This window comes from Micromonospora sp. NPDC085948, from assembly GCF_040686315.1.
In the GTDB taxonomy this organism is placed as follows: Bacteria; Actinomycetota; Actinomycetes; order Mycobacteriales; family Micromonosporaceae; genus Micromonospora.
Genome location: NZ_JBFBJW010000008.1, coordinates 229,959 through 249,508 on the forward strand (window position 1 = coordinate 229,959; position 19,550 = coordinate 249,508).

Sequence of the window (19,550 nt, forward strand, 5' to 3'; positions counted from 1 at the left end):
GGCGGGTCAGCTCGCCTTGGCCAACGACTCGAACTCGTCGTCGGTGAGCCGTACGTCGGCCGCGCCCACGTTCTCCTCGAGGTGCGCCACCGAGGACGTACCGGGGATCGGCAGCATCACCGGCGAGCGGCGCAGCAGCCAGGCCAGCGCGAGCTGCGCGGGCGACGCGCCGTGGGCGGTGGAGATGGCGTCCAGCGGGCCGCCCGGGCGGGCCAGCTCACCGGTGGCGATCGGGAACCACGGGATGAACGCGAGGTCGTTGCGCTCGCAGTACTCCAGCACGTCCTCGGCGCTGCGGTTGGCGAGGTTGTACAGGTTCTGCACGGAGGCGATCGTGGTGATCGCGCGTGCTTGCTCGATCTGCGCCACGCTCACCTCGGACAGCCCGATGTGTCGGATCTTGCCCTCCTGCTGCAACAGCGCCAACTCGCCCAGTTGATCGGCGAGCGGTACCTTCGGGTCAATCCGGTGCAACTGGTAGAGCGGGATCGAGTCCAGGCCGAGGTGGCGCAGGCTCAGCTCACACTGCTGGCGCAGATACTCCGGGCGGCCCACCGGACGCCAGTCGCCCGGGCCGGAGCGCGTCAGCCCGGCCTTGGTCGCGATGACCAGGTCGTCGGCGTACGGGTGCAGAGCCTCGCGGATCAGCAGCTCCGAGACGAACGGCCCGTACGAGTCGGCGGTGTCGATGAACGTCACGCCCAGCTCGACGGCCCGGCGCAGGACCCGGACCGCCTCCGCCGGGTCCTTCGGGTCGCCCCAGACACCGGGGCCGGTGATCTGCATCGCCCCGTAACCGAGCCGGTTGACGGTGACGTCTCCGCCGATCCGGTACGTGCCGGACGCCTTCGCGGGCTGCTCACTGATGTTTGTCGCCATGGGTAGATCATCCCCCGCACGTCGACAGGCATGCCGCCCGTTGGCCGACTGTGTGCGTGGACACGCCGTGTGCGGGTCGAGGGGGATTGCCGGCAAGCGCCCGGTACGACCGGGATGTCCGTGCGACGCTGGCGGGGCCCGTGCCGTTCGGCGCGGCGGCGGAGGGAGCACCCATGGCGGGAGTGCCGCAGGTCAACTTCGCGCTCGACACGTACGAGTGCATCGTGATCTATCCCGGCGCGGCCGGACGGGTCCTGCCCGCCGAGACCGTGCAGCGGTTGCAGGCCGAGCACGCCGAGCACATGCAGGCGCTCCAGCGAAGCGGCATCATCCTGGTAGCCGGTTCGGTGGACGGGCCGGCCCGCGAGCCGGAGCCACCGATCGGCTTCGGTCTGGCCCGCACCGGCAGCGTCGACGACGTCCGCAGCGTGCTGGAGGCCGACCCGGCGGTGCAGGCCGGGCTCTACCGGGTGGACGTGCTGACCTTCCTCTGCCCGGCCGGTTCACTGGAGTTTCCGCTGGTCAAGACGGAAAGCTGACTGGTCGGTCAATCGGTGGCTGTCGTGATGGCGACGGCGCTCGACGGCCTGCCGGTGTTACGGTCGCGCCCAGCGAGGGCCGCCGCCGGGGCGCACCCGGAAGCCATGGGTCGGCCCCGGTCGAGGAGTCGCCATGATCTCCGCCGCCACCCCCGATGTCGCGAGGGCCACCACCCGGCTGCGCGCCCTGTTCGGCGACCGCCTGTACGAGCCGGGTGATCCCGCGTACGCCACCACCACGACGCTCTGGAACGGCGCGGTCCAGCGCACACCCGTGCTGGTGGCGCACTGCCAGGACGCCGACGAGGTGGCCCACGCGGTCCGCATCGCCGCCCGCTGTCACCTGCCCCTGTCGGTCCGCTCCGGCGGGCACGACTGGGCCGGCCGGGCCCTGCGCGACGGCGGCCTGGTGCTCGACCTGACCGGTCTGCGCGCCGTCCAGGTCGACCCGGACGCGGCCACGGTGACCATCGGCGGTGGTGCCACGACGGCCGAGCTGCTCGCCGCCGCCCGCCCGTACGACCTGGTGGTGCCCACCGGCGTCGTCCGCGACGTGGGCATGGCCGGGCTCACCCTCGCCGGCGGGTACGGTCCGCTCTGTGGTCGGTTCGGTCTGACCCTGGACAATCTGCTCGGCGCGGAGGTGGTCCTCGCCGACGGTCGCCGGGTCACCGCCGACCCCCGGCACGACGCCGAGCTGTACTGGGCGCTGCGCGGCGGCGGTGGGAACGTCGGCGTGGTCACCGAGCTGCGTTTCCGCGCGCATCGACTGCCCGGCGTGCTGGCCGGCATGATCATGTTTCCGCTGGCCGAGGCGCCGGCCGTGCTGCGCGGTTACGGCGCGCTCGTCGCCGAGGCCCCGGACGAGCTGACCGTGATGACCGGCTTCCTGCCCGGCCCGGCCGGCGAACCGGTGATCTTCGTCTGCCCGTTCTACAGCGGCCCGGACCTGGACGCCGGGCTGCCGTGGATGGATCGGCTGCGCGCTCTGGGCACCCCACTCGTCGACCAGATCGCCCCGATGCCGTACGCGGAAGCGCTGCGGATGTTCGACGGCGGCATGGTCGACGGCAACCACTACCTGTTGCGGACCCGCTGGCTGCCCGCACTCACCGACAGCGCGGCGGACGTGCTCGTCGACGCTGCCCGGCAGGTCAGCTCCCCGTTCTCGGCGCTGGCCGTGCACCACTTCCACGGCGCGGCCACCCGGGTCCGGCTCGCCGACACGGCGTTCGGCCTGCGCGGCGACCACCTGCTGACCGAGATCATCGCGGTCTGGCCGCCCGGCGAGCAGGCCGGGCCGCACCGCGAGTGGGCCGAGCGCACCTCAGCGGCGCTCGCCCCGCACGCCCTGCCCGGTGGATATCCCAACCTGCTCGCCCCGGAGGAGACCGACCGGGTCCGGCTCGCCTACGGCGCGAACTGGGCGCGGCTGCGCCGGGCCAAGCGCCGCTACGACCCGCGTGAGCTGCTCACCGCGGTGCCCACCCTGCCCCCGTCGGGGCACTGATGACGGGCCGTCGCCGGGAGCACCCCCACAGCGCATGGCACCGGAGGCGTACGATTCCCCGCGCGCGGTCGCCGTTGCCCGTCGCCACAACGTTCCCGGTGCGGTTCCGCCCGCCGGCCCGACGCGCGCCGCGCGTCGTTGGACACCTGTTCCGCTGCCTGCAATGGGTCGGCCCCGAGTCCGACCTGAAGGAGAGACTAGCCTGATGGGCGTGACACGCCGTGTGAAGATCGTCTGCACCCTTGGTCCCGCCACCTCGTCCCCGGAGCGCATCCGGGGTCTCGTCGAGGCCGGCATGAACGTGGCGAGGCTCAACTTCAGCCACGGCAGTCACGCCGACCACGAGGCGGTCTATCGACTGGTCCGGGAGGCGTCCGAGGCGGCAGGTAAGCCGGTTGCCGTCCTCGCCGACCTCCAGGGCCCCAAGATCCGGCTCGGTCGGTTCGCCGACGGCCCGCACGAGTGGCGTACCGGCGACTCGGTCGTGATCACCGGTGACGACATCCTCGGCACCAAGGAGCGGGTCTCCTGCACCTACACCAAGCTGCCGCACGAGGTGAAGCCCGGTGACCGCCTGCTGATCGACGACGGCCGCGTCGCCGTCGAGGTCACCGACGTCACCGGCAACGACATCCGCTGCCTGGTCACCGAGGGCGGCCCGGTCTCCAACAACAAGGGCGTCTCGCTGCCCAACGTGGCGGTCAGCGTGCCCGCCATGTCGGACAAGGACGCCGAGGACCTGCGCTTCTCCCTGGGCCTGGGCGTCGACCTGGTCGCGCTGTCCTTCGTCCGCTCGGCCGAGGACATCAAGCTCGTCCACAACATCATGGCCGAGGAGGGCGTGTACCGCCCGGTGCTGGCCAAGGTCGAGAAGCCGGAGGCGGTGGAGCACCTCGAGGCCATCGTGCTGGCCTTCGACGGCGTGATGGTCGCCCGCGGTGACCTCGGCGTCGAGATGCCGTTGGACCAGGTCCCCCTGGTGCAGAAGCGTGCCGTGCAGCTGTGCCGGGAGAACGCCAAGCCGGTCATCGTGGCCACCCAGATGCTCGACTCCATGATCGAGAATTCCCGCCCCACCCGGGCGGAGGCCTCCGACGTCGCCAACGCGGTGCTCGACGGCGCCGACGCGGTCATGCTCTCCGGCGAGACCAGCGTCGGCAAGTACCCGGTGCTGACCGTCAGCACCATGGCCAAGATCGTGACGACCACCGAGGCCGGCTCGATCGGCGTGCCCCGGCTGCAGCACGACCCGCGTACCCACGGTGGCGCGCTCACCGTCGCCGCCTCGTCGATCGCCCGCGCGATCAACGCCAAGGCCCTGGTCGCCTTCTCGCAGACCGGTGACACCGTCCGACGGCTGTCCCGCCTGCACTGCGACCTGCCGCTGCTGGCGTTCACGCCGGTCCCCGAGGTGCGCGACCAGCTCGCCCTCACCTGGGGCGTGGAGACGTTCCTGATGCCGTTCGTGCAGCACACCGACGACATGTTCCGCCAGGTCGACCAGGCGCTGCTCGGCCTCGACCGGGCCAACCCCGGTGACTACGTGGTCATCGTGGCGGGCAGCCCGCCCGGCACCCCCGGCTCGACCAACACGCTGCGCGTACACCAGCTCGGCTCGCTGGTCGACGCGGCGTCGGCGCGGGCGCTGCAGTGAGCGACGGTCGGGTCGCGGTCGGCCAGGCGGCGGTCGACCAGCTGCTGGAAGTGCTGGACCTCGACCCGACCGGCGACATGGCCTTCCGGGGGATGAGCCCCCCGGTCGGCCCACAACGGGTGTACGGCGGCCAGGTCGCCGGTCAGGCCCTGGTCGCCGCCGGCCGCACCGTCGACCCGGAGCGGTTCGTGCACTCGCTGCACGGCTACTTCGTCCGCCCCGGCGACCCGGCCGAGCCGATCGCGTACCAGGTGGAGAACATCCGCGACGGCCGGTCCTTCTCGGTCCGCCGCGCGGTCGCCCTGCAGCACGACAAGCCGATCTTCTTCATGTCGGCGTCGTTCCAGCGGGCCGAGGAGGGCCTGGACCACCAGGTCACGGCCCCCCTGGACGTGCCGCCGCCGCAGGACGTGCCGACGATGTCCGACCGGCTCTCCCGCTACCCGGAGCGGCTGGGCATGTGGGGTCAGATCCCGCGACCGATCGACGTGCGTTATGTCGGCGAGCCCGGTTGGGTCCGTCCCGGCGACCGGCCGGCCGACCCGCACCAGCGCGTCTGGATGCGCATCGACGGCAAACTGCCCGACGACCCGCTGCTGCACGCCTGCGCGCTCACCTACGCCTCGGACCTCACCCTGCTGGACTCGGTGCTCTCCGCGCACGGTGAGGTGTGGGGGCCGGGCGGGCTGGTCGGCGCGAGCCTGGACCACGCGCTCTGGTTCCACCGGCCGTTCCGCGCCGACGAGTGGTTCCTCTACGACTGTCTGAGTCCGTCGGCGTCCGGCGCGCGGGGGCTGGCCACCGGGCGGATGTTCACCACGGACGGCCAGCAGATCGCCAGTGCCGTCCAGGAGGGCCTGCTGCGCCGCGTGGGCGCCTGACACCGTCGGAGGCGTCCCCGGCAGACCCCGGGCGGCGCTGACGCCCGTCAGGCCTGGTGGATGGCCTCGCCGGCGATCTCGATCTGCACCGTCTTGCCGACCAGGACCCCGCCGCTCTCCAGCAGGACGTTCCAGAGCAGGCCGTAGTCCTCGCGGTTGATCTCAGCCGTCGCGCTGAACCCGAAGATGTTCTGCCCGTACGGATCCTGACGGGCACCGCCGAAATTCACCTCCAGGTCGACAGCCCGGGTGATTCCTTTCACGGTCAACTCGCCGGTCAGCACGAATCGCCCGGGGGTGCCCTCGGACTGCGGCGGGACAATCGGACTCCGCCCCCGTCCGCCGAGCCGGTGGCTACGCAGGCGGGCCCATTGGAAGATGGGATCCTCCTGGCCCTGCCATTTGATACCGGTGCTTCGATATTCGAGGGTGGGATAGCGCTCCACGTCGAGGAAGTCGGCACTCTTCAGATGTGTGTCCCGGTCGACACTTCCGGTGGTGATGCTGGCCGACATGATGGTCGACGTCACCGAGGAGAGCAGCGGGTCCTCCGCCACGAAGATCTGTGCGGTGGCCTCGGCGAACTCGCCGCGCACCGGGCTCACCATCATGTGCCGGGACAGGAAACCGATCCGCTTGTGCGCCTGATCGAGAAGATAGGTGCCAGCGACCGGGATGGTCATGCCATCCCAGGTGCGTGTGGCGATATCGGTCATCGTGTTGCCTTCCCCCCGATGTTTATCAATGTGCTGCCCGGCGCCGCTGCAACGGTCTGGCGGTCGCGCCCCCGCCCAGCATAAGGACGCGTCAGACCGGCATTCCGGCCCCCACCTCACGGTGGATCATGGCGCACTTTGACCGGTCCTCGTCGACTGCCGGAACCGGCGTGAATTGCGCGGGTCCCATCGATGCCTATCCGTTCGGCCGAGGGTCGCCCGCCCGGCCGGTTGACCGGGGGCTAACCTTGCCGACATGCGCCTCTCCGCCCGGGTCGACTACGCCCTCCGCGCGGCCGCCGAGCTTGCCGCGACGGCCAGTGGTCCTGGGCGCGGCCGGCCCGTCACGGCCGACCAGATCGCCCGTGCCCAGGAGATCCCGCCGAAGTTCCTGGAGAGCATCCTGCTGCAACTGCGCCGGGGCGGCATCGTGCACGCCCAGCGCGGCCCGGAGGGCGGCTACTGGCTGGCCCGCCCGGCCGAGGAGATCTCGCTCGCCGAGGTGATCCGGGTGATCGACGGCCCGCTCGCCCACGTCCGCGGGCAGCGTCCCGAGCAACTCGGCTACCACGGTCCGGCCCGCGCGCTCCAGGAGGTCTGGATCGCTCTCCGGGCCAGCGAACGGGAGATCCTGGAGTTGGTCAGCGTCGCCGACGTGGCCGCAGGCACCCTGCCCCCGCGGATCACCGAACTGGTCGCCGACCCGCGCGCCTGGATCTGACCACCGCCCCACCGTCCTGGTCTGGTTCGCCGGGCCGCCGTCCTGGCCTGGTTCGCCGGCGTCGCGCTGGCCTGGTTCGCCGGGCCGCCGTCCTGGCCTGGTTCGCTGGCGTCGCGCTGGCCTGGTTCGCCGGGCCGCCGTCCTGGCCTGGTTCGCCGGCGTCGCGCTGGTCGCCCGCGCTGCGCGGCCGCGTCTCCGGCCGTTGCCGCGTCACGCCGCCGTGTGGCGCGGCGGTGTCTGCCGCGGCGCGGCTCGCATCGACCGTGGTGCGTCGGACGGCGGCGTCCCATCCACCGATCAGAGGCTTGACCGAGGCCGCCCCGTGCCGCATTGTCGACCAAGTCGATAGGAGATACCGAAAAGTCAGGGGGCGCTCGTGCGCAAGCTGCTGGTTCTCGCTCTGGTCGGGCTCGTCGCGCAGCTGATCGACGGCTCGCTCGGCATGGCGTACGGGCTGACCTCGTCCACTCTGCTGCTGGTCGCCGGGGTCGCCCCGGCCGCCGCCTCGGCCTCGGTGCACCTGGCCGAGATCGGCACCACGCTCGCCGCCGGGTTCGCGCACTGGCGCTTCGGCAACGTCGACTGGCGGGTGGTCACCCGCATCGCCCTGCCCGGCGCCATCGGTGCCTTCGCAGGCGCCACCCTCCTCAGCTCGATCTCCACCAAGGCGGCCGCGCCGTGGATGGCGGGCATCCTCTTCACGCTCGGCGCGTACCTGCTGGTCCGCTTCGCCCGACCGCTACGCACCGACCGCGTCGGCAGCCGGCTACGCGGACGTTTCCTCGGACCCCTGGGCCTGGTCGCCGGCTTCGTCGACGCGACCGGCGGCGGTGGGTGGGGTCCGGTGGCCACCCCGGCGCTGCTCGTCTCCGGGCGGATGGAGCCCCGCAAGGTGATCGGCTCGGTGGACACCGCCGAGTTCGTCGTGGCCGGTGCGGCAAGCGTCGGCTTCCTGATCGGGCTGGGCTCCGAGGGGTTCCTGCTCCCGACCGTCGCCGCGTTGCTGATCGGCGGGCTCATCGCCGCCCCGCTGGCCGCCTGGCTGGTGCGCATCGTGCCCGCCCAACTGCTCGGCGCGGCGGTCGGCGGCGTGATCGTGCTGACCAACGCCCGCACGCTGATTCGCTCCGCCGAACTCGACGGCCCGGTCCGCCCTGTCACGTACGCCCTGTTGGCCGCCGGCTGGCTGGCCGCCCTGGTGCTGGCCGTGCGCGCCCTTCGCCGCACTCGCCGGGCTCGCGCCGAAGCCGCCGAGGCCGCAGGCGCTTCCCCCGCCGTGGCCGTGCCCGCCGTGGCCGTGCCCGCCGTGGCCGTGCCCGCCGTGGCCGTGCCCGCCGTGGCCGTGCCCGCCGTGGCCGTGCCCGCCGCGGCCGTGCCCGCCGCGAGCGCGCCCGCCGAGGTGCCCGTCGTTGCTTCCGCCGGCGCGGTCGCGGCCGATCTCGCCGCCACGGGTACGCCCACCACTCGCTGAACCCATCTGGGGGCAGCGGGATGAAGCGACGCCCGGTCAGACGTCGCGATCGCCACGGTCGAGCCACCAAGGTCACGCTCGATCGTGGATGTAGTGGCTTCCCCGCGCTTCGTGGCCACTACATCCATGATCGAGCATGACCTTGACGGTGGAGGACGTCTCGACCCGCTCCCGGCCCCTTGAACGGGCGCTCGCCAGAAAGATCCGCGCAACAACGGGGATGTTGCTGCCTCGCGCGCGTCGGAGGCAGCAACATCAGGGAAGTTGCGTAGATCTTGGTGCGGGGTGCGGGGTGCGGGGTGCGGGGTGCGGGGTGCGGGGCAGCGGGATGAAGCGACGCCCGGTCAGACGTCGCGATCGCCACGGTCGAGCCACCAAGGTCACGCTCGATCGTGGATGTAGTGGCCACGAGGCGTCGGGAGGCCACTACATCCATGATCGAGCACGACCTTGACAGCCGAGGACGTCTCGACACCCCCTCCCGGCCCCTCGAACAGGTGCTCGCCAGCAAGGGCGCGGGGTGCAGGGGTCACGCGACGACGACCCCACAGAACCTAGGGGGTGGGCAGGCTGTCGGCCGCCTCGGCGAGCAGTGTCCAGGCCTCGTCCACGTGCGCCTCGGTGCTCTGCGGCGAGCCGACCGCCAGTCGCAGCGTGTAGCGGCCGGCGATGCGGGTGTGCGTCAGGTACACGCGTCCGGTGGCGTTCACCGCGACCAGTAGCGCGGCGTTGACGTCGTCGTCGGCGCGCAGCCGGAAGCAGACCAGCGCGAAGGGGTGTGCTGTCGTCAGTTCGAACCGGTCGTCGGCACGCACCCGTTGGGCGAACCGCTCGGCCAACGCCACCCCGGAGCGGATGTGTGCCCGCAGCCCCTCGGCGCCGTACCAGCGCACCACGAACCACAGCTTCAGGGCGCGGAACCGTCGGCCCAGCGGCACCTGCCAGTCCCGGTAGTCGATCACCGCGCCGGATTCGGTTGCCGCGTTACGCAGATACTCCGGCAGCACGGTCAGCGCGTCGATCAACTCGGCGCGGTCGGCCACCCAGAACGCATTGCAGTCGAAACCGGTGAGCAGCCACTTGTGCGGGTCGAAGCAGTACGAATCGGCGTACTCCACGCCGGCGTGGGACCACCGCAGTTCGGGGCAGACGGCGGCGGAGCCGGCGTACGCGGCGTCCACGTGCAGCCAGATTCCGTACTCGGCGCAGATGGCTCCGATCTCGGGCAGCGGGTCGATCGCGGTGGTGGAGGTGGTGCCGATGGTCGCCACCACGATGGCGGGTACGTCTCCGACGGCCAGGTCGGCCTCGATCGCCGCGCGGAGCGCGTCCGGCAGCAGTGCCTGGCTGTCCGGGTCCACCGCGATCGGACGGACGCCGTCGCTGCCCAGCCCGGCGATCCGCGCGGCCTTCTCGATGGAGGAGTGACCGTGCACGGAGGTGTAGGCGCGGTAGCGCCTGTCGAGGCCGGTGTCGCGCCAGCGGCCAGCGCTGGCCCGGTGCAGCGCGGCCAGGGTGGCCACCAGGGTCGCCGAGGACGCCGAGTCCTGGATGACCCCACCGCCGGTGTCGGTGGAGCGGAACCGCTGCGGCAGGTCCAGCAGTTGGGCCAGCCAGTCCATCAGCACCGTCTCCAGTTCGGTGCAGGCGGGGCTGGTGGCCCAGAGCATGCCCTGGACGCCGAGCCCGGAGCTGACCAGGTCACCGAGCACGCTCGGGCCGGAGGTGTTGGCGGGGAAGTAGCCGAAGAAGCCGGGGTGCTGCCAGTGGGTCAGTCCGGGTAGGACGATCGAATCCAGGTCGGCGAGGACCGCCTCGACCGGTTCGCCGCCGACGGTGGGTGGTGCGGTCGGCAGAGCGGCGGCCACCGTGCCGGGGGGATCGGCGGGGGTGACCGGTCGTTGCGCGAGCGTCGTCCAGTAGTCGGCGATCCAGTCGACGACGGCGTGGCCGGCGCGACGGAACTCGGCGGGGTCCATGTGGGGAGCACTCATCCGAAGGAGTTGATCAGGCATCGATCGTCGGGGCAAGGGGAGGCCGGTGCGGCATCGAACAACGCTCATCGATGTTGCGGTTCGGAAAGCGCTTGCCCTACGATGCGCGGTGAGTCGGATCCGCGAGTTCCAGGGCGTTTCACCCCCGATCAGATCGCCGTCCGCCGCCGTAGCGGCGAGACGGGTCCACTGTGCGTGCCGGGCAGGGCCGGTGGGCCGCCGCGATCACCCGCGGATCCTCGGAGGCAGTCCATGCACCCGTCCAGACATCGGCTGATCCTGCTCGCCGGCACGACGGCCGCCGCCGTCGTGGCCGGCACCCTCGGCACGGTGGTCGCCTCGGCCGCCGCTGTCGGCTGCCGGGTCGACTACCAGATCACCAACCAGTGGCAGGGCGGCTTCGGCGCCAACGTCACCGTCACCAACCTCGGCGACCCGGTCGACGGGTGGGCTCTCACCTGGTCGTACCCCGCCGGGCAACAGGTCGCCCAGGCGTGGAGCGCCGCCGTCACCCAGTCCGGCGCCCAGGTCACCGCCCGTAACGTCGACTACAACGCCGCCATCGCCACCAACGGCAGCGCCGGGTTCGGCTTCAACGGTTCGTGGACCGGCAGCAATCCGGTGCCGACCACCTTCGCGCTCAATGGCGCCACCTGCACCGGCACCCCGGCCACCGACGGACCGACCACCCCACCGCCGACGACCCCACCGCCGACGACTCCGCCCCCGACCACGCCACCCCCGACCACGCCACCCCCGACGACTCCGCCTCCGACCACACCTCCGGCCGGGGCGAAACAGATGGAGAACCTGGACCGAGGGTTGGTCAGCGTCCGCTCCGGCAGCGGCAACCTGGTGTCCTGGCGGCTGCTCGGCACCGAGACCTCCGGGGTGGCGTTCAACCTCTACCGGGGATCAACCAGGGTCAATGCCAGCCCGATCACCGGCGCCACCACCTACCTCGACAGCGGCGCGGCGGCCGGCTCGGCGTACACCGTGCGGGCCGTGGTCGGCGGCGCCGAACAGGCGGCGTCGGCACCGGCGCTGCAGTTCGGCAACGGCTACCTGGACGTGCCGTTGCAGGTCCCGGCCGGTGGCACCACTCCCAGCGGGGAGAGCTACACCTACAGCGCCAACGACGCCTCGGTCGGGGACCTCAACGGCGACGGCAGCTACGAGATCGTGCTCAAGTGGGACCCGTCGAACGCCAAGGACAACTCGCAGTCCGGCTACACCGGGAACGTCTACGTCGACGCGTACACCCTGACCGGCACCCGGCTGTGGCGGATCGACCTGGGCCGCAACATCCGGGCCGGCGCCCACTACACCCAGTTCCAGGTGTACGACTACGACGGCGACGGCCGCGCCGAGGTGGCCATGAAGACCGCCGACGGCACTCGCTCCGGCACCGGCCAGCTCATCGGTTCGTCGTCGGCGGACCACCGCAACTCCGGCGGCTACGTGCTGGCCGGTCCGGAGTACCTGACCATGTTCAACGGTCAGACCGGCGCGGTGCTCTCCACCGTCAGCTACGACCCGCCGCGCGGCACGGTGTCGTCCTGGGGCGACTCGTACGGCAACCGGGTGGACCGGTTCCTCGCCGGCACCGCGTACCTGGACGGGCAGCGCCCCTCGCTGATCATGGCCCGGGGTTACTACACCCGCGCGGTGATCGCGGCGTGGGACTTCCGCAACGGCACGCTGACCAGGCGATGGACGTTCGACTCGAACTCCTCCGGCAACGGCGCCGCTGCCGGCCAGGGCAACCACCAGCTCTCGGTGGCCGACGTCGACGCCGACGGCCGCCAGGAGATCGTCTACGGCGCCGCCACCATCGACGACAACGGTCGGTTGCTCTACTCGACGGGCAACGGGCACGGCGACGCGATGCACGTCGGTGACCTCGACCCGGGCCGCGCCGGCCTGGAGGTGTTCAAGGTCGACGAGGACGCCAGCAAGCCCAGCTCCTGGTTCGCCGACGCCCGTACCGGTCAGATCCTCTGGTCCACGCCGGCCTCCGGCGACAACGGCCGGGGTGTCTCGGCGGACATCTGGGCCGGCAGCCCCGGCGCGGAGTCGTGGTCGTCGGCGGTCGGCGGGCTGGCCAACACCAGAGGTCAGAACATCGGGCGCAAGCCGTCGTCGGCGAACTTCCTCGCCTGGTGGGACGGCGACCCGATCCGCGAGCTGCTGGACGGCACGAAGATCGACAAGTACGGCACCGGCGGCGAGACCCGGCTGCTCACCGGCGACCAGGTGGCGTCCAACAACGGCACCAAGTCCACTCCGGCGCTCTCCGGCGACATCCTGGGTGACTGGCGGGAGGAGGTGATCTGGCGAACCAGCGACAGTCGGGCCCTGCGCATCTACAGCACACCCACGCCGACCAGCACCCGGATCCACACCCTGATGCACGACCCGCAGTACCGGGTGGCGATCGCGTGGCAGAACACGGCCTACAACCAGCCGCCACACCCGGGGTTCTTCATCGGCGACGGAATGGCCAGCCCACCCACCCCGAATATCTACCTACGTTGATCTGACCCCTGGCGGACCCGAGCGGGGTCGCCTAGCGTGGCAGGCACCGGGCCGCAGCCGCGGAATCCGCTCAGCTCCGGCCCGGTGCGCCACACCGCGGCATTCCCGACCCGTCCCGACCGGGTATGCCGTACCACCACCGGCACCAACATTAGGCAGCATCGGGGTCGGCAGGGTGACGCTGACGTGAAGATCGTGTTTCATGCCCCCCGGTGCAGACCGCCCGCCACCTGCTCGGCGATCAACTCGTACGACCGCACCCGGTCGGCGACGTCGTACACCAGCGTGGTCAGCATCAGCTCGTCCGCGCCGGTGCGTTCCACCAGTTCGGTGAGCTGTCGGCGCACCGTCTCCGGCGAGCCCATCGCCTGACCGTCGCGGCGTTGCAGGACGAACTCCCGCTCGATCTCGGAGTACGGGTACGCCGCCGCCTCGTCGGGCGTCGACAGCGGTTCCGGCCGGCCGGAGCGCAACTTCAAAAACGACAACGCGCTCGGCCCCGCCAGCCACTCGGCCCGCTCGTCGGTCTCCGCGCACACCGCGTTGACCGCCACCATCGCGTACGGCTTGTCCAGCCACTGCGACGGTCGGAAGTTCTGCCGGTACAGGGCCAGCGCCGGCAGGGTGTTCGCCGAGCTGAAGTGGTGCGCGAAGGAGAACGGCAGACCGAGCAGGCCGGCGAGCTGGGCGCTGAAACCGCTGGAGCCCAACAGCCACACGGCCGGCTGCTCACCGTGGCCCGGGGTGGCGATGATCTGCCCCGGCTTCTCCCCGCTGAAGTAGTTCATCAGGTCGGCCAGCTCGCGTGGGAAACCCTCCGCGGACAGGCCCTCCATGGTGCGCCGCAGCGCCAGCGCGGTCACCTGGTCGGTGCCCGGCGCCCGCCCGATGCCCAGGTCGATCCGGCCGGGGTGCAGCGCCTCCAGGGTGCCGAACTGCTCCGCCACCACCAACGGCGCGTGGTTGGGCAGCATCACCCCACCCGAGCCGAGGCGGATCGTCGACGTGTTCGCCGCCAGGTGCGCCAGCAGCACGGCGGGCGCGGAGCTGGCGATCGCCGGCATGTTGTGGTGCTCGGCCACCCAGAACCGGTGGTAGCCCAACTCCTCGGTGCGGCGGGCCAACTCCGTGGTGGCCTCCAGGGCCGCGCCGACGGTGGTGCTCTTGGCGACCGGGGCAAGATCAAGAACAGACAACGGTACGGTGATCACACGGTCAGCCAACCCGTCTCGGGCCGGCTTTGTTCCGGCAAACGGGTTTTCGTCGGCCAGCTCACCCGCTGCTCAGCCCATCCCGCGCGCCTGCTCGAAGATCAGACTGGTCTGGGTGTGCTGCACCACCGGATCGACCGCGAGGTGGTCCAGCACGAAGTCGCGCAGCGCGTCACCGGACGCCGCCCGCACGTGCAGCACGTAGTCCTCCGCACCGGCCACGTGGAACACCGAGACCACTCCGGGCAGCCGCACCGATCGGGCCCGGAAGGCATCCACCGCCGCCCGCTCGTGCGCGGTCAGCCGTACCGACACCAGCGCCTGCAACGGCAGCCCGAGCGCGGCCGGGTCCACCTCGGCGTGGAAGCCGCGGATCGCGCCCCGCTCGCGCAGCGCCCGGGTACGGGTCAGACACGTCGACGGCGCCACCCCCACCCGCTCGGCGAGGGCGTTGTTCGGCAGCCGGCCGTCCGCCGCCAGCTCGGTCAGGATCGCGCGGTCCACCTCGTCCAGGGCCGGATACGGCCGCACATCGTTCGGCTCAGGAGACATCCGGCCATCCTCACCCGAATCCTCCGTCGAAACCAATGCCCTGGACAGAATCATCTGCCGAACCATTGCTTCCCAAGCAGGAGATGTTCGACGCTACCCGGCATGACAGCGATGGACACCCGGGCCGTACACGCCGGTCGTGACGACCTCCGCGCCCTCGGCGTGCACGTGCCGCCCATCGACCTGTCCACCACCAACCCACTGCCCTCGGTCGACGACGGCGGCGCCGCGTACGAACAACTCGCCACCGGCGGCACCCTCCCCAGCGCCGGCGGCGCCGTCTACCAGCGGCTCTGGAACCCCACCGTCGCCCGCTTCGAAACCGCCCTCGCCGAGCTGGAAGGCACCGCGCAGGCCGTCGCCTTCGCCAGCGGCATGGCGGCCCTCACCGCCACCCTGCTTGCCGCCGCCCGCGACGACCGCCGGCACGTCGTCGCCGTCCGGCCCCTCTACGGCGGAACGGACCACGTCCTCGCCACCGGCCTGCTCGGCACCACCGTCACCTGGGCCCGCCCCGACGAGGTCGCCGCCGCCATCCGCCCCGACACCGCGCTGGTCATCGCCGAGACGCCCGCCAATCCCACCCTCGACCTGGTCGACATCGCCGCCCTCGCCGCCGCGGCCGGCGACGTCCCGCTGCTCGTCGACAACACCGTCGCCACCCCCGTCCTGCAACAACCCGCCCGGCACGGCGCCACCCTCGTCCTGCACAGCGCCACCAAGAGCATCGGTGGACACGGCGACGTCCTCGCCGGCATCGTCGCCTGCGACGCCGACTGGGCCGCGCGACTACGTCAGGTCCGCGCGGTCACCGGCGCGATCCTGCACCCGCTCGGCGGCTACCTGCTGCACCGCGGCCTGCAGACCCTGCCGCTGCGCGTGCGCGCCCAGCAGGCCAGCGCCGAGAAGCTCGCCGGCTGGCTCGCCGGCCACCCCGCCGTACACCGGGTGCACCACCCCTCGGCGCACGACCCGGCGGCGCTGGTCGGTCGCCAGATGGCCGGACCCGGCAGCCTGCTCGCCTTCGAGGTACGCGGCGGCGCACCCGCCGCGGCCGCCGTCGCCGGCGCCTGCCACCTCATCACGCACGCGGTGTCCCTCGGCGGCGTCGACACCCTCATCCAGCACCCCGCCTCGCTCACCCACCGCCCGGTGGACGGCGACGCGAAACCCGCGGCCGGCCTCCTACGTCTCTCCGTCGGCCTGGAAGACCCCGAAGACCTCCGCGCCGACCTCGCCCAGGCCCTCGAAACGATCGCCTGATCAGCGCAGTTCGCGGTTACCCAGCACGCGCGTTGGCGAGCCCTCCCGGGCCACCCGCAGCATCGCCCGACCGATCCCGTCCGTGGTGGTGACCTGGTTGGGGAAAAGTCGGCGCAGCACCGGGACCAGCGGACTGGTCGCCGCATAGAGCACCCGGTACCAGCGCGTCTTCGACACCGCCCCGTACGTCGGCTGGATGAAACCCGGTCTTGCCGCGTAGCCGTTGGGCAGCAGGTCGATGATCGCGTTCTCGGCGCGACCCTTGACCCGCGCCCACATCACCCGGCCCCGACCCGAGGAATCGGTCCCCTGTCCCGAGACGTAGACGAACGTGGCCTGCGGGCTCACCTCCGCCAACAGCCGCGCCGCCGCGAGTGGGTAGTCGTAGCTGACCCGCGTGTACGCCGTCTCGTCCAGGCCCAGCGAGGACACCCCCAGGCAGTAGAAACAGGCATCCACGCCGGTCAACTCGGCGCGCAGCGGGTCCAACTCGCCGACGTCGGCGACCGTCAGCTCCCGCAGCTTCGGATCCTGCCGGCCGGTCGGCCGCCGGCCGATCGTCACCACCTCCCGCACGTCGTCGGCGAGCAGGCACTCCCGCAGCACTCCCTGGCCCACCATGCCGGTCGCGCCGAAGATGACCACCCGCATCAGTTCCCACCCCTGTCGTCGAACCCGCCACCGGCCATCCGCCCGCGCGTCTGCCAGGCTTCCACGATCGGGGTGATCCGCGCGGGTAGCGGTCAGTACTTCGGGCCGACGTGCCGGTCCAGGGCGGCGACCGCGCCGCGCCGCGCCACCGACAGCGAGTTGGGTCGGTTCATCCGCCAGGCGATGCCCAGCAGGTCGAGGCTCCACTGGCACAGCGCCATGATGTCGGCCGACTCGTTGACGAACATGTAGCGCGGGTAGACGTAGGACTTGCCGCGCACGGTCACCCGGTTGGCGAACCGGCAGCCGTCGGAGTGGAACAACCCACGCAGGAAGTCACCCGGATGCGTCGCGACGATGTCCCGTTGCCAATCGGCGAGAATGATTCGACGTTCGTGTTTCTTGCCGGGACCATGCTGCGGAAGCAGGCATGGCCAGTGCTTGCCGGAGCGCTGCACGCTGACGCAACCAGGCTGTTGGACGCGCTGGACCTTCGCCGCGAGCACCTGCCGCATGCTGACATCGCACGCCTCGATCAAGCCCGGCCAACTGCTGCTACAAGCGATGCGCAGCACCGGTACCCGTGCGGAGGTGACGAGATGCCCGTCGCCCAGGTAGAGACCGAGCAGGTAGAGGTATGCAGACGGATCTGTCTGATTCTTGACCTCCGGCCGGCAGCGAAAGCAACGAAGCTCGCTGCTGGACCTTCTCGGCTCGACCTGGTGCTTGCACCAGCCCCTGACCGTCGGGTACGGAAGTCTCAGACGTCTGGCAACCTCGGCGACCGTACTGCCGGCGAGGTGCTGCTGCCGCGCACGAATGCGTAGTTCAGGTGGATGCACATGACGATTTTTGAACAGCCGTACGACACCTTTGGTGCCCCCGGTGGGATTCGAACCCACACTGTCGGAGGTTTGAGCTCCGCTTCTCTGCCGGTTGGAATACGGGGACGCTTGGCCGAATGCTCTGGTGGCCTCCCATAGGTTACCTACTACGCTGAGGGCGGCGACACCCGGTCGGGTTGGTGTCGGCTCATGACTGGTGGGGGTAGGGCTGGTGGCTGAGATGCCGACGGATGCCGAGCGCAGGCGCGTGTTGATCGCCGAGGACGAGGCGCTGATCCGGCTGGACCTCGCCGAGATGCTCGTCGAAGAGGGTTACGAGGTGGTGGGGGAGGCCGGGGACGGTGAGACAGCCGTCCGCCTCGCCGAGGAGCTGAAGCCGGATCTGGTCATCCTCGACATCAAGATGCCGATCATGGATGGGCTGGCCGCCGCCGAGCGGATCGCCGGAGCCCGGATCGCCCCGGTGATCATCCTGACCGCGTTCAGCCAGCGTGACCTGGTCGAGCGGGCGCGGGCGGCGGGCGCGATGGCGTACCTCGTGAAGCCCTTCCAGAAGAGCGACCTGGTCCCGGCGGTGGAGATCGCGCTGTCGCGCTACTCCGAGGTCGCGGCCCTGGAGGCGGAGGTCGCGAGCCTGACCGACCGCCTGGAGATCCGCAAGGCGGTGGAGCGCGCCAAGGGCGCGTTGATGACCACGTACGGGATGACCGAGCCGCAGGCGTTCAAGTGGATCCAGCGCACGGCGATGGACCACCGGATGACCATGAAGGAGGTCGCCGAGCGGATCCTCGCGGAGACCGCCGGCGGCGAGGTGTCGCAGCAGCCGACCGTCTGATCGTTGTCAGGGGCTCGGCGGCGGGCGATCGGATCGATAGCATCACCTGCGTGTCGGTCCGGCGTGCGATCGCGATGTTCGTGGTTGCCGTCGCGCTGCTCGCCGGCTGCCGGGCCACCGAGGACGAGCGCCCACCCGAACCGGTCCGCCCACGGTGGGAGAAGGCGGATCTGCCGGTGCCCCCGGGTTCCCCCGGTCGGCTCATCGTGCGCGATGTGACCGCCTGCGCTGGTCAGTGGTACGCGGTCGGCGCGGTGGGTGCCGCGGACGGCGGAACCCGGCCGGCGGCCTGGCGCAGCGCGGACGGCCGAGGTTGGGTGCCGCTGCCGTCGCGGCCGATCAGTTACTACGGCGAGCGCGCGATCCTCTATGCCGTCGGCTGTCACGAGGGCCGGATCGCCGTCGTCGGGGCCCGCTCGGGTGGTGCGCACGGCAATCCACGGGTGCGGACGTGGCGGCAGGACGCCGACGGCGGTCTGACCGAGGTGCCGGCGGAGTTCGAGCTGTACGGCGGACCGGACGCGGTCAGCGTCAGCCGCATCGCGGGCGGCGCCGGCGGGTGGCTGATCGCGGGTGCCCGGACGGGCGGCGCGGCGGTGTGGCGTTCCCCGGACGCGGCCGGCTTCGCGTTGGTCGACGACGCTCCCGGGTTGGCAAGTGATTCGAGGCTGACGACGATCGCCACGGATGCGCTCGCGGTACCCGACGGTTGGTTGGTCGGTGGCGCCGGCCGGCCGGCGGACCGGGCCGACCGTGATCCGTTCGTCTGGTCGGGGGAGGGCCGGACGTGGACGCGGCTGGCGTTGCCAGCGACGAACGCGGACGAGATCGTGCAGCGTCTCGTCCGGGTCGGTGCCGTCGTGCACGCCCTGGGAGTGCGGGGCAGCGGGTTCCAGGCGTGGGCGTTCGTGCCCGGCGCCGGGTCGCCGGGGACGGCGACGGGTGCGGGCGAGTGGCGGGCGGTCGCCGGATTCGGGGCGACGGGAACCGGGGCGGTGGCGGGGGTGGAGGCGGCCGCCGGCGGTGGTGACGTGTTGCTGGCGATGACGGTGGCGGCCGACGGACATCGGCTGTGGCGGTCGGCCGCGGATGGCGCGTCGTGGGTGCCGGTGGCGCTGCCGGTGGAGGTCTCCGCTGGTGGGGACACATCGGGGGCGGTTGCGACGCAGGACGGTCGGATGGTGGTCACCGTCGATGACGGGGTGGCGGCGAAGGTGTGGTTCGCGCCTTCCGGGCACGTCTGACGGGTTGTCGACATCCGCCGATGTGACATCTAAACGCGAGGTTCCC

17 protein-coding genes and 1 tRNA gene are annotated in these 19,550 nt (G+C 71.5%); 10 read left to right on the forward strand and 8 right to left on the reverse strand.

The genetic code is table 11. The features are described from left to right. Positions 1-6: 6 nt before the first annotated feature. Positions 7-879: an aldo/keto reductase gene (locus AB0O48_RS22010; RefSeq protein WP_357571522.1), complete on the reverse strand. Its 873-nt coding sequence runs from the start codon at positions 877-879 to the stop codon at positions 7-9. A 173-nt stretch (positions 880-1,052) separates the two neighbouring features. Between AB0O48_RS22010 and AB0O48_RS22015 the strand changes: the two genes are divergently transcribed. The 4 genes from AB0O48_RS22015 (at position 1,053) to AB0O48_RS22030 (ending at position 5,463) form a co-directional block, all read left to right on the forward strand. Then, positions 1,053-1,418, forward strand: coding sequence for a YciI family protein (locus tag AB0O48_RS22015; protein ID WP_088949307.1), 366 nt, complete (start codon positions 1,053-1,055; stop codon positions 1,416-1,418). A gap of 133 nt (positions 1,419-1,551) precedes the next feature. Then, the gene (locus AB0O48_RS22020; RefSeq protein WP_357251234.1) at positions 1,552-2,928 is read left to right on the forward strand and encodes an FAD-binding oxidoreductase; all 1,377 of its coding nucleotides are present in this window, start codon (positions 1,552-1,554) and stop codon (positions 2,926-2,928) included. A gap of 205 nt (positions 2,929-3,133) precedes the next feature. Further along, positions 3,134-4,582, forward strand: a complete 1,449-nt coding sequence (gene pyk, locus AB0O48_RS22025) for a pyruvate kinase (protein WP_357251236.1) — start codon at positions 3,134-3,136, stop codon at positions 4,580-4,582. Continuing rightward, entirely contained in the window at positions 4,579-5,463 is an 885-nt protein-coding gene (locus tag AB0O48_RS22030) for an acyl-CoA thioesterase II (RefSeq protein ID WP_357251239.1), read from the forward strand. The genes pyk and AB0O48_RS22030 overlap by 4 nt, the downstream gene beginning before the upstream one ends. Positions 5,464-5,510: 47 nt before the next feature. Here the strand turns inward: AB0O48_RS22030 and AB0O48_RS22035 are convergent, their stop codons facing one another. Further along, on the reverse strand, positions 5,511-6,179 hold the full coding sequence (locus AB0O48_RS22035; RefSeq protein ID WP_357251242.1) for a YceI family protein: 669 nt from the start codon (positions 6,177-6,179) through the stop codon (positions 5,511-5,513). A 256-nt stretch (positions 6,180-6,435) separates the two neighbouring features. Between AB0O48_RS22035 and AB0O48_RS22040 the strand changes: the two genes are divergently transcribed. Both AB0O48_RS22040 and AB0O48_RS22045 read left to right on the forward strand, forming a co-directional pair. Beyond that, entirely contained in the window at positions 6,436-6,900 is a 465-nt protein-coding gene (locus AB0O48_RS22040; protein WP_357011130.1) for an Rrf2 family transcriptional regulator, read from the forward strand. 376 nt (positions 6,901-7,276) lie between these two features. Then, a complete protein-coding gene (locus AB0O48_RS22045) occupies positions 7,277-8,371 on the forward strand; it encodes a sulfite exporter TauE/SafE family protein (RefSeq protein WP_365067966.1) in 1,095 nt (364 codons plus the stop codon). Positions 8,372-8,925: 554 nt separating this feature from the next. Here the strand turns inward: AB0O48_RS22045 and AB0O48_RS22050 are convergent. Beyond that, positions 8,926-10,365, reverse strand: coding sequence for a pyridoxal-dependent decarboxylase (locus tag AB0O48_RS22050; RefSeq protein ID WP_365067970.1), 1,440 nt, complete (start codon positions 10,363-10,365; stop codon positions 8,926-8,928). Between the two features lie 252 nt (positions 10,366-10,617). Between AB0O48_RS22050 and AB0O48_RS22055 the strand changes: the two genes are divergently transcribed. Next, entirely contained in the window at positions 10,618-12,903 is a 2,286-nt protein-coding gene (locus tag AB0O48_RS22055) for a cellulose binding domain-containing protein (protein WP_357251251.1), read from the forward strand. 200 nt (positions 12,904-13,103) lie between these two features. Here the strand turns inward: AB0O48_RS22055 and AB0O48_RS22060 are convergent, their stop codons facing one another. Both AB0O48_RS22060 and AB0O48_RS22065 read right to left on the reverse strand, forming a co-directional pair. Continuing rightward, positions 13,104-14,114: an LLM class flavin-dependent oxidoreductase gene (locus AB0O48_RS22060; RefSeq protein ID WP_357571527.1), complete on the reverse strand. Its 1,011-nt coding sequence runs from the start codon at positions 14,112-14,114 to the stop codon at positions 13,104-13,106. 72 nt (positions 14,115-14,186) lie between these two features. Next, positions 14,187-14,666, reverse strand: a complete 480-nt coding sequence (locus tag AB0O48_RS22065; RefSeq protein WP_124815755.1) for an Lrp/AsnC family transcriptional regulator — start codon at positions 14,664-14,666, stop codon at positions 14,187-14,189. Positions 14,667-14,777: 111 nt separating this feature from the next. Between AB0O48_RS22065 and AB0O48_RS22070 the strand changes: the two genes are divergently transcribed. After that, the gene (locus tag AB0O48_RS22070; RefSeq protein ID WP_365068035.1) at positions 14,778-15,929 is read left to right on the forward strand and encodes an aminotransferase class I/II-fold pyridoxal phosphate-dependent enzyme; all 1,152 of its coding nucleotides are present in this window, start codon (positions 14,778-14,780) and stop codon (positions 15,927-15,929) included. Here AB0O48_RS22070 and AB0O48_RS22075 read toward each other — a convergent pair whose 3' ends face one another. The 3 genes from AB0O48_RS22075 to AB0O48_RS22085 form a co-directional block, all read right to left on the reverse strand. Continuing rightward, on the reverse strand, positions 15,930-16,580 hold the full coding sequence (locus AB0O48_RS22075) for an NAD-dependent epimerase/dehydratase family protein (RefSeq protein WP_365067976.1): 651 nt from the start codon (positions 16,578-16,580) through the stop codon (positions 15,930-15,932). A 92-nt stretch (positions 16,581-16,672) separates the two neighbouring features. After that, positions 16,673-17,482, reverse strand: coding sequence for a transcriptional regulator (locus AB0O48_RS22080; RefSeq protein ID WP_365067978.1), 810 nt, complete (start codon positions 17,480-17,482; stop codon positions 16,673-16,675). Beyond that, positions 17,455-17,531, reverse strand: a tRNA-Leu gene (locus AB0O48_RS22085). Before AB0O48_RS22085 ends, AB0O48_RS22080 begins: the two co-directional genes overlap by 28 nt. A 105-nt stretch (positions 17,532-17,636) precedes the next feature. Here AB0O48_RS22085 and AB0O48_RS22090 point away from each other — a divergent pair. Beyond that, entirely contained in the window at positions 17,637-18,260 is a 624-nt protein-coding gene (locus tag AB0O48_RS22090) for a response regulator (RefSeq protein ID WP_088991522.1), read from the forward strand. 50 nt (positions 18,261-18,310) lie between these two features. Beyond that, a complete protein-coding gene (locus tag AB0O48_RS22095) occupies positions 18,311-19,504 on the forward strand; it encodes a hypothetical protein (protein ID WP_357571528.1) in 1,194 nt (397 codons plus the stop codon). The last annotated feature ends 46 nt before the right edge of the window (positions 19,505-19,550 follow it).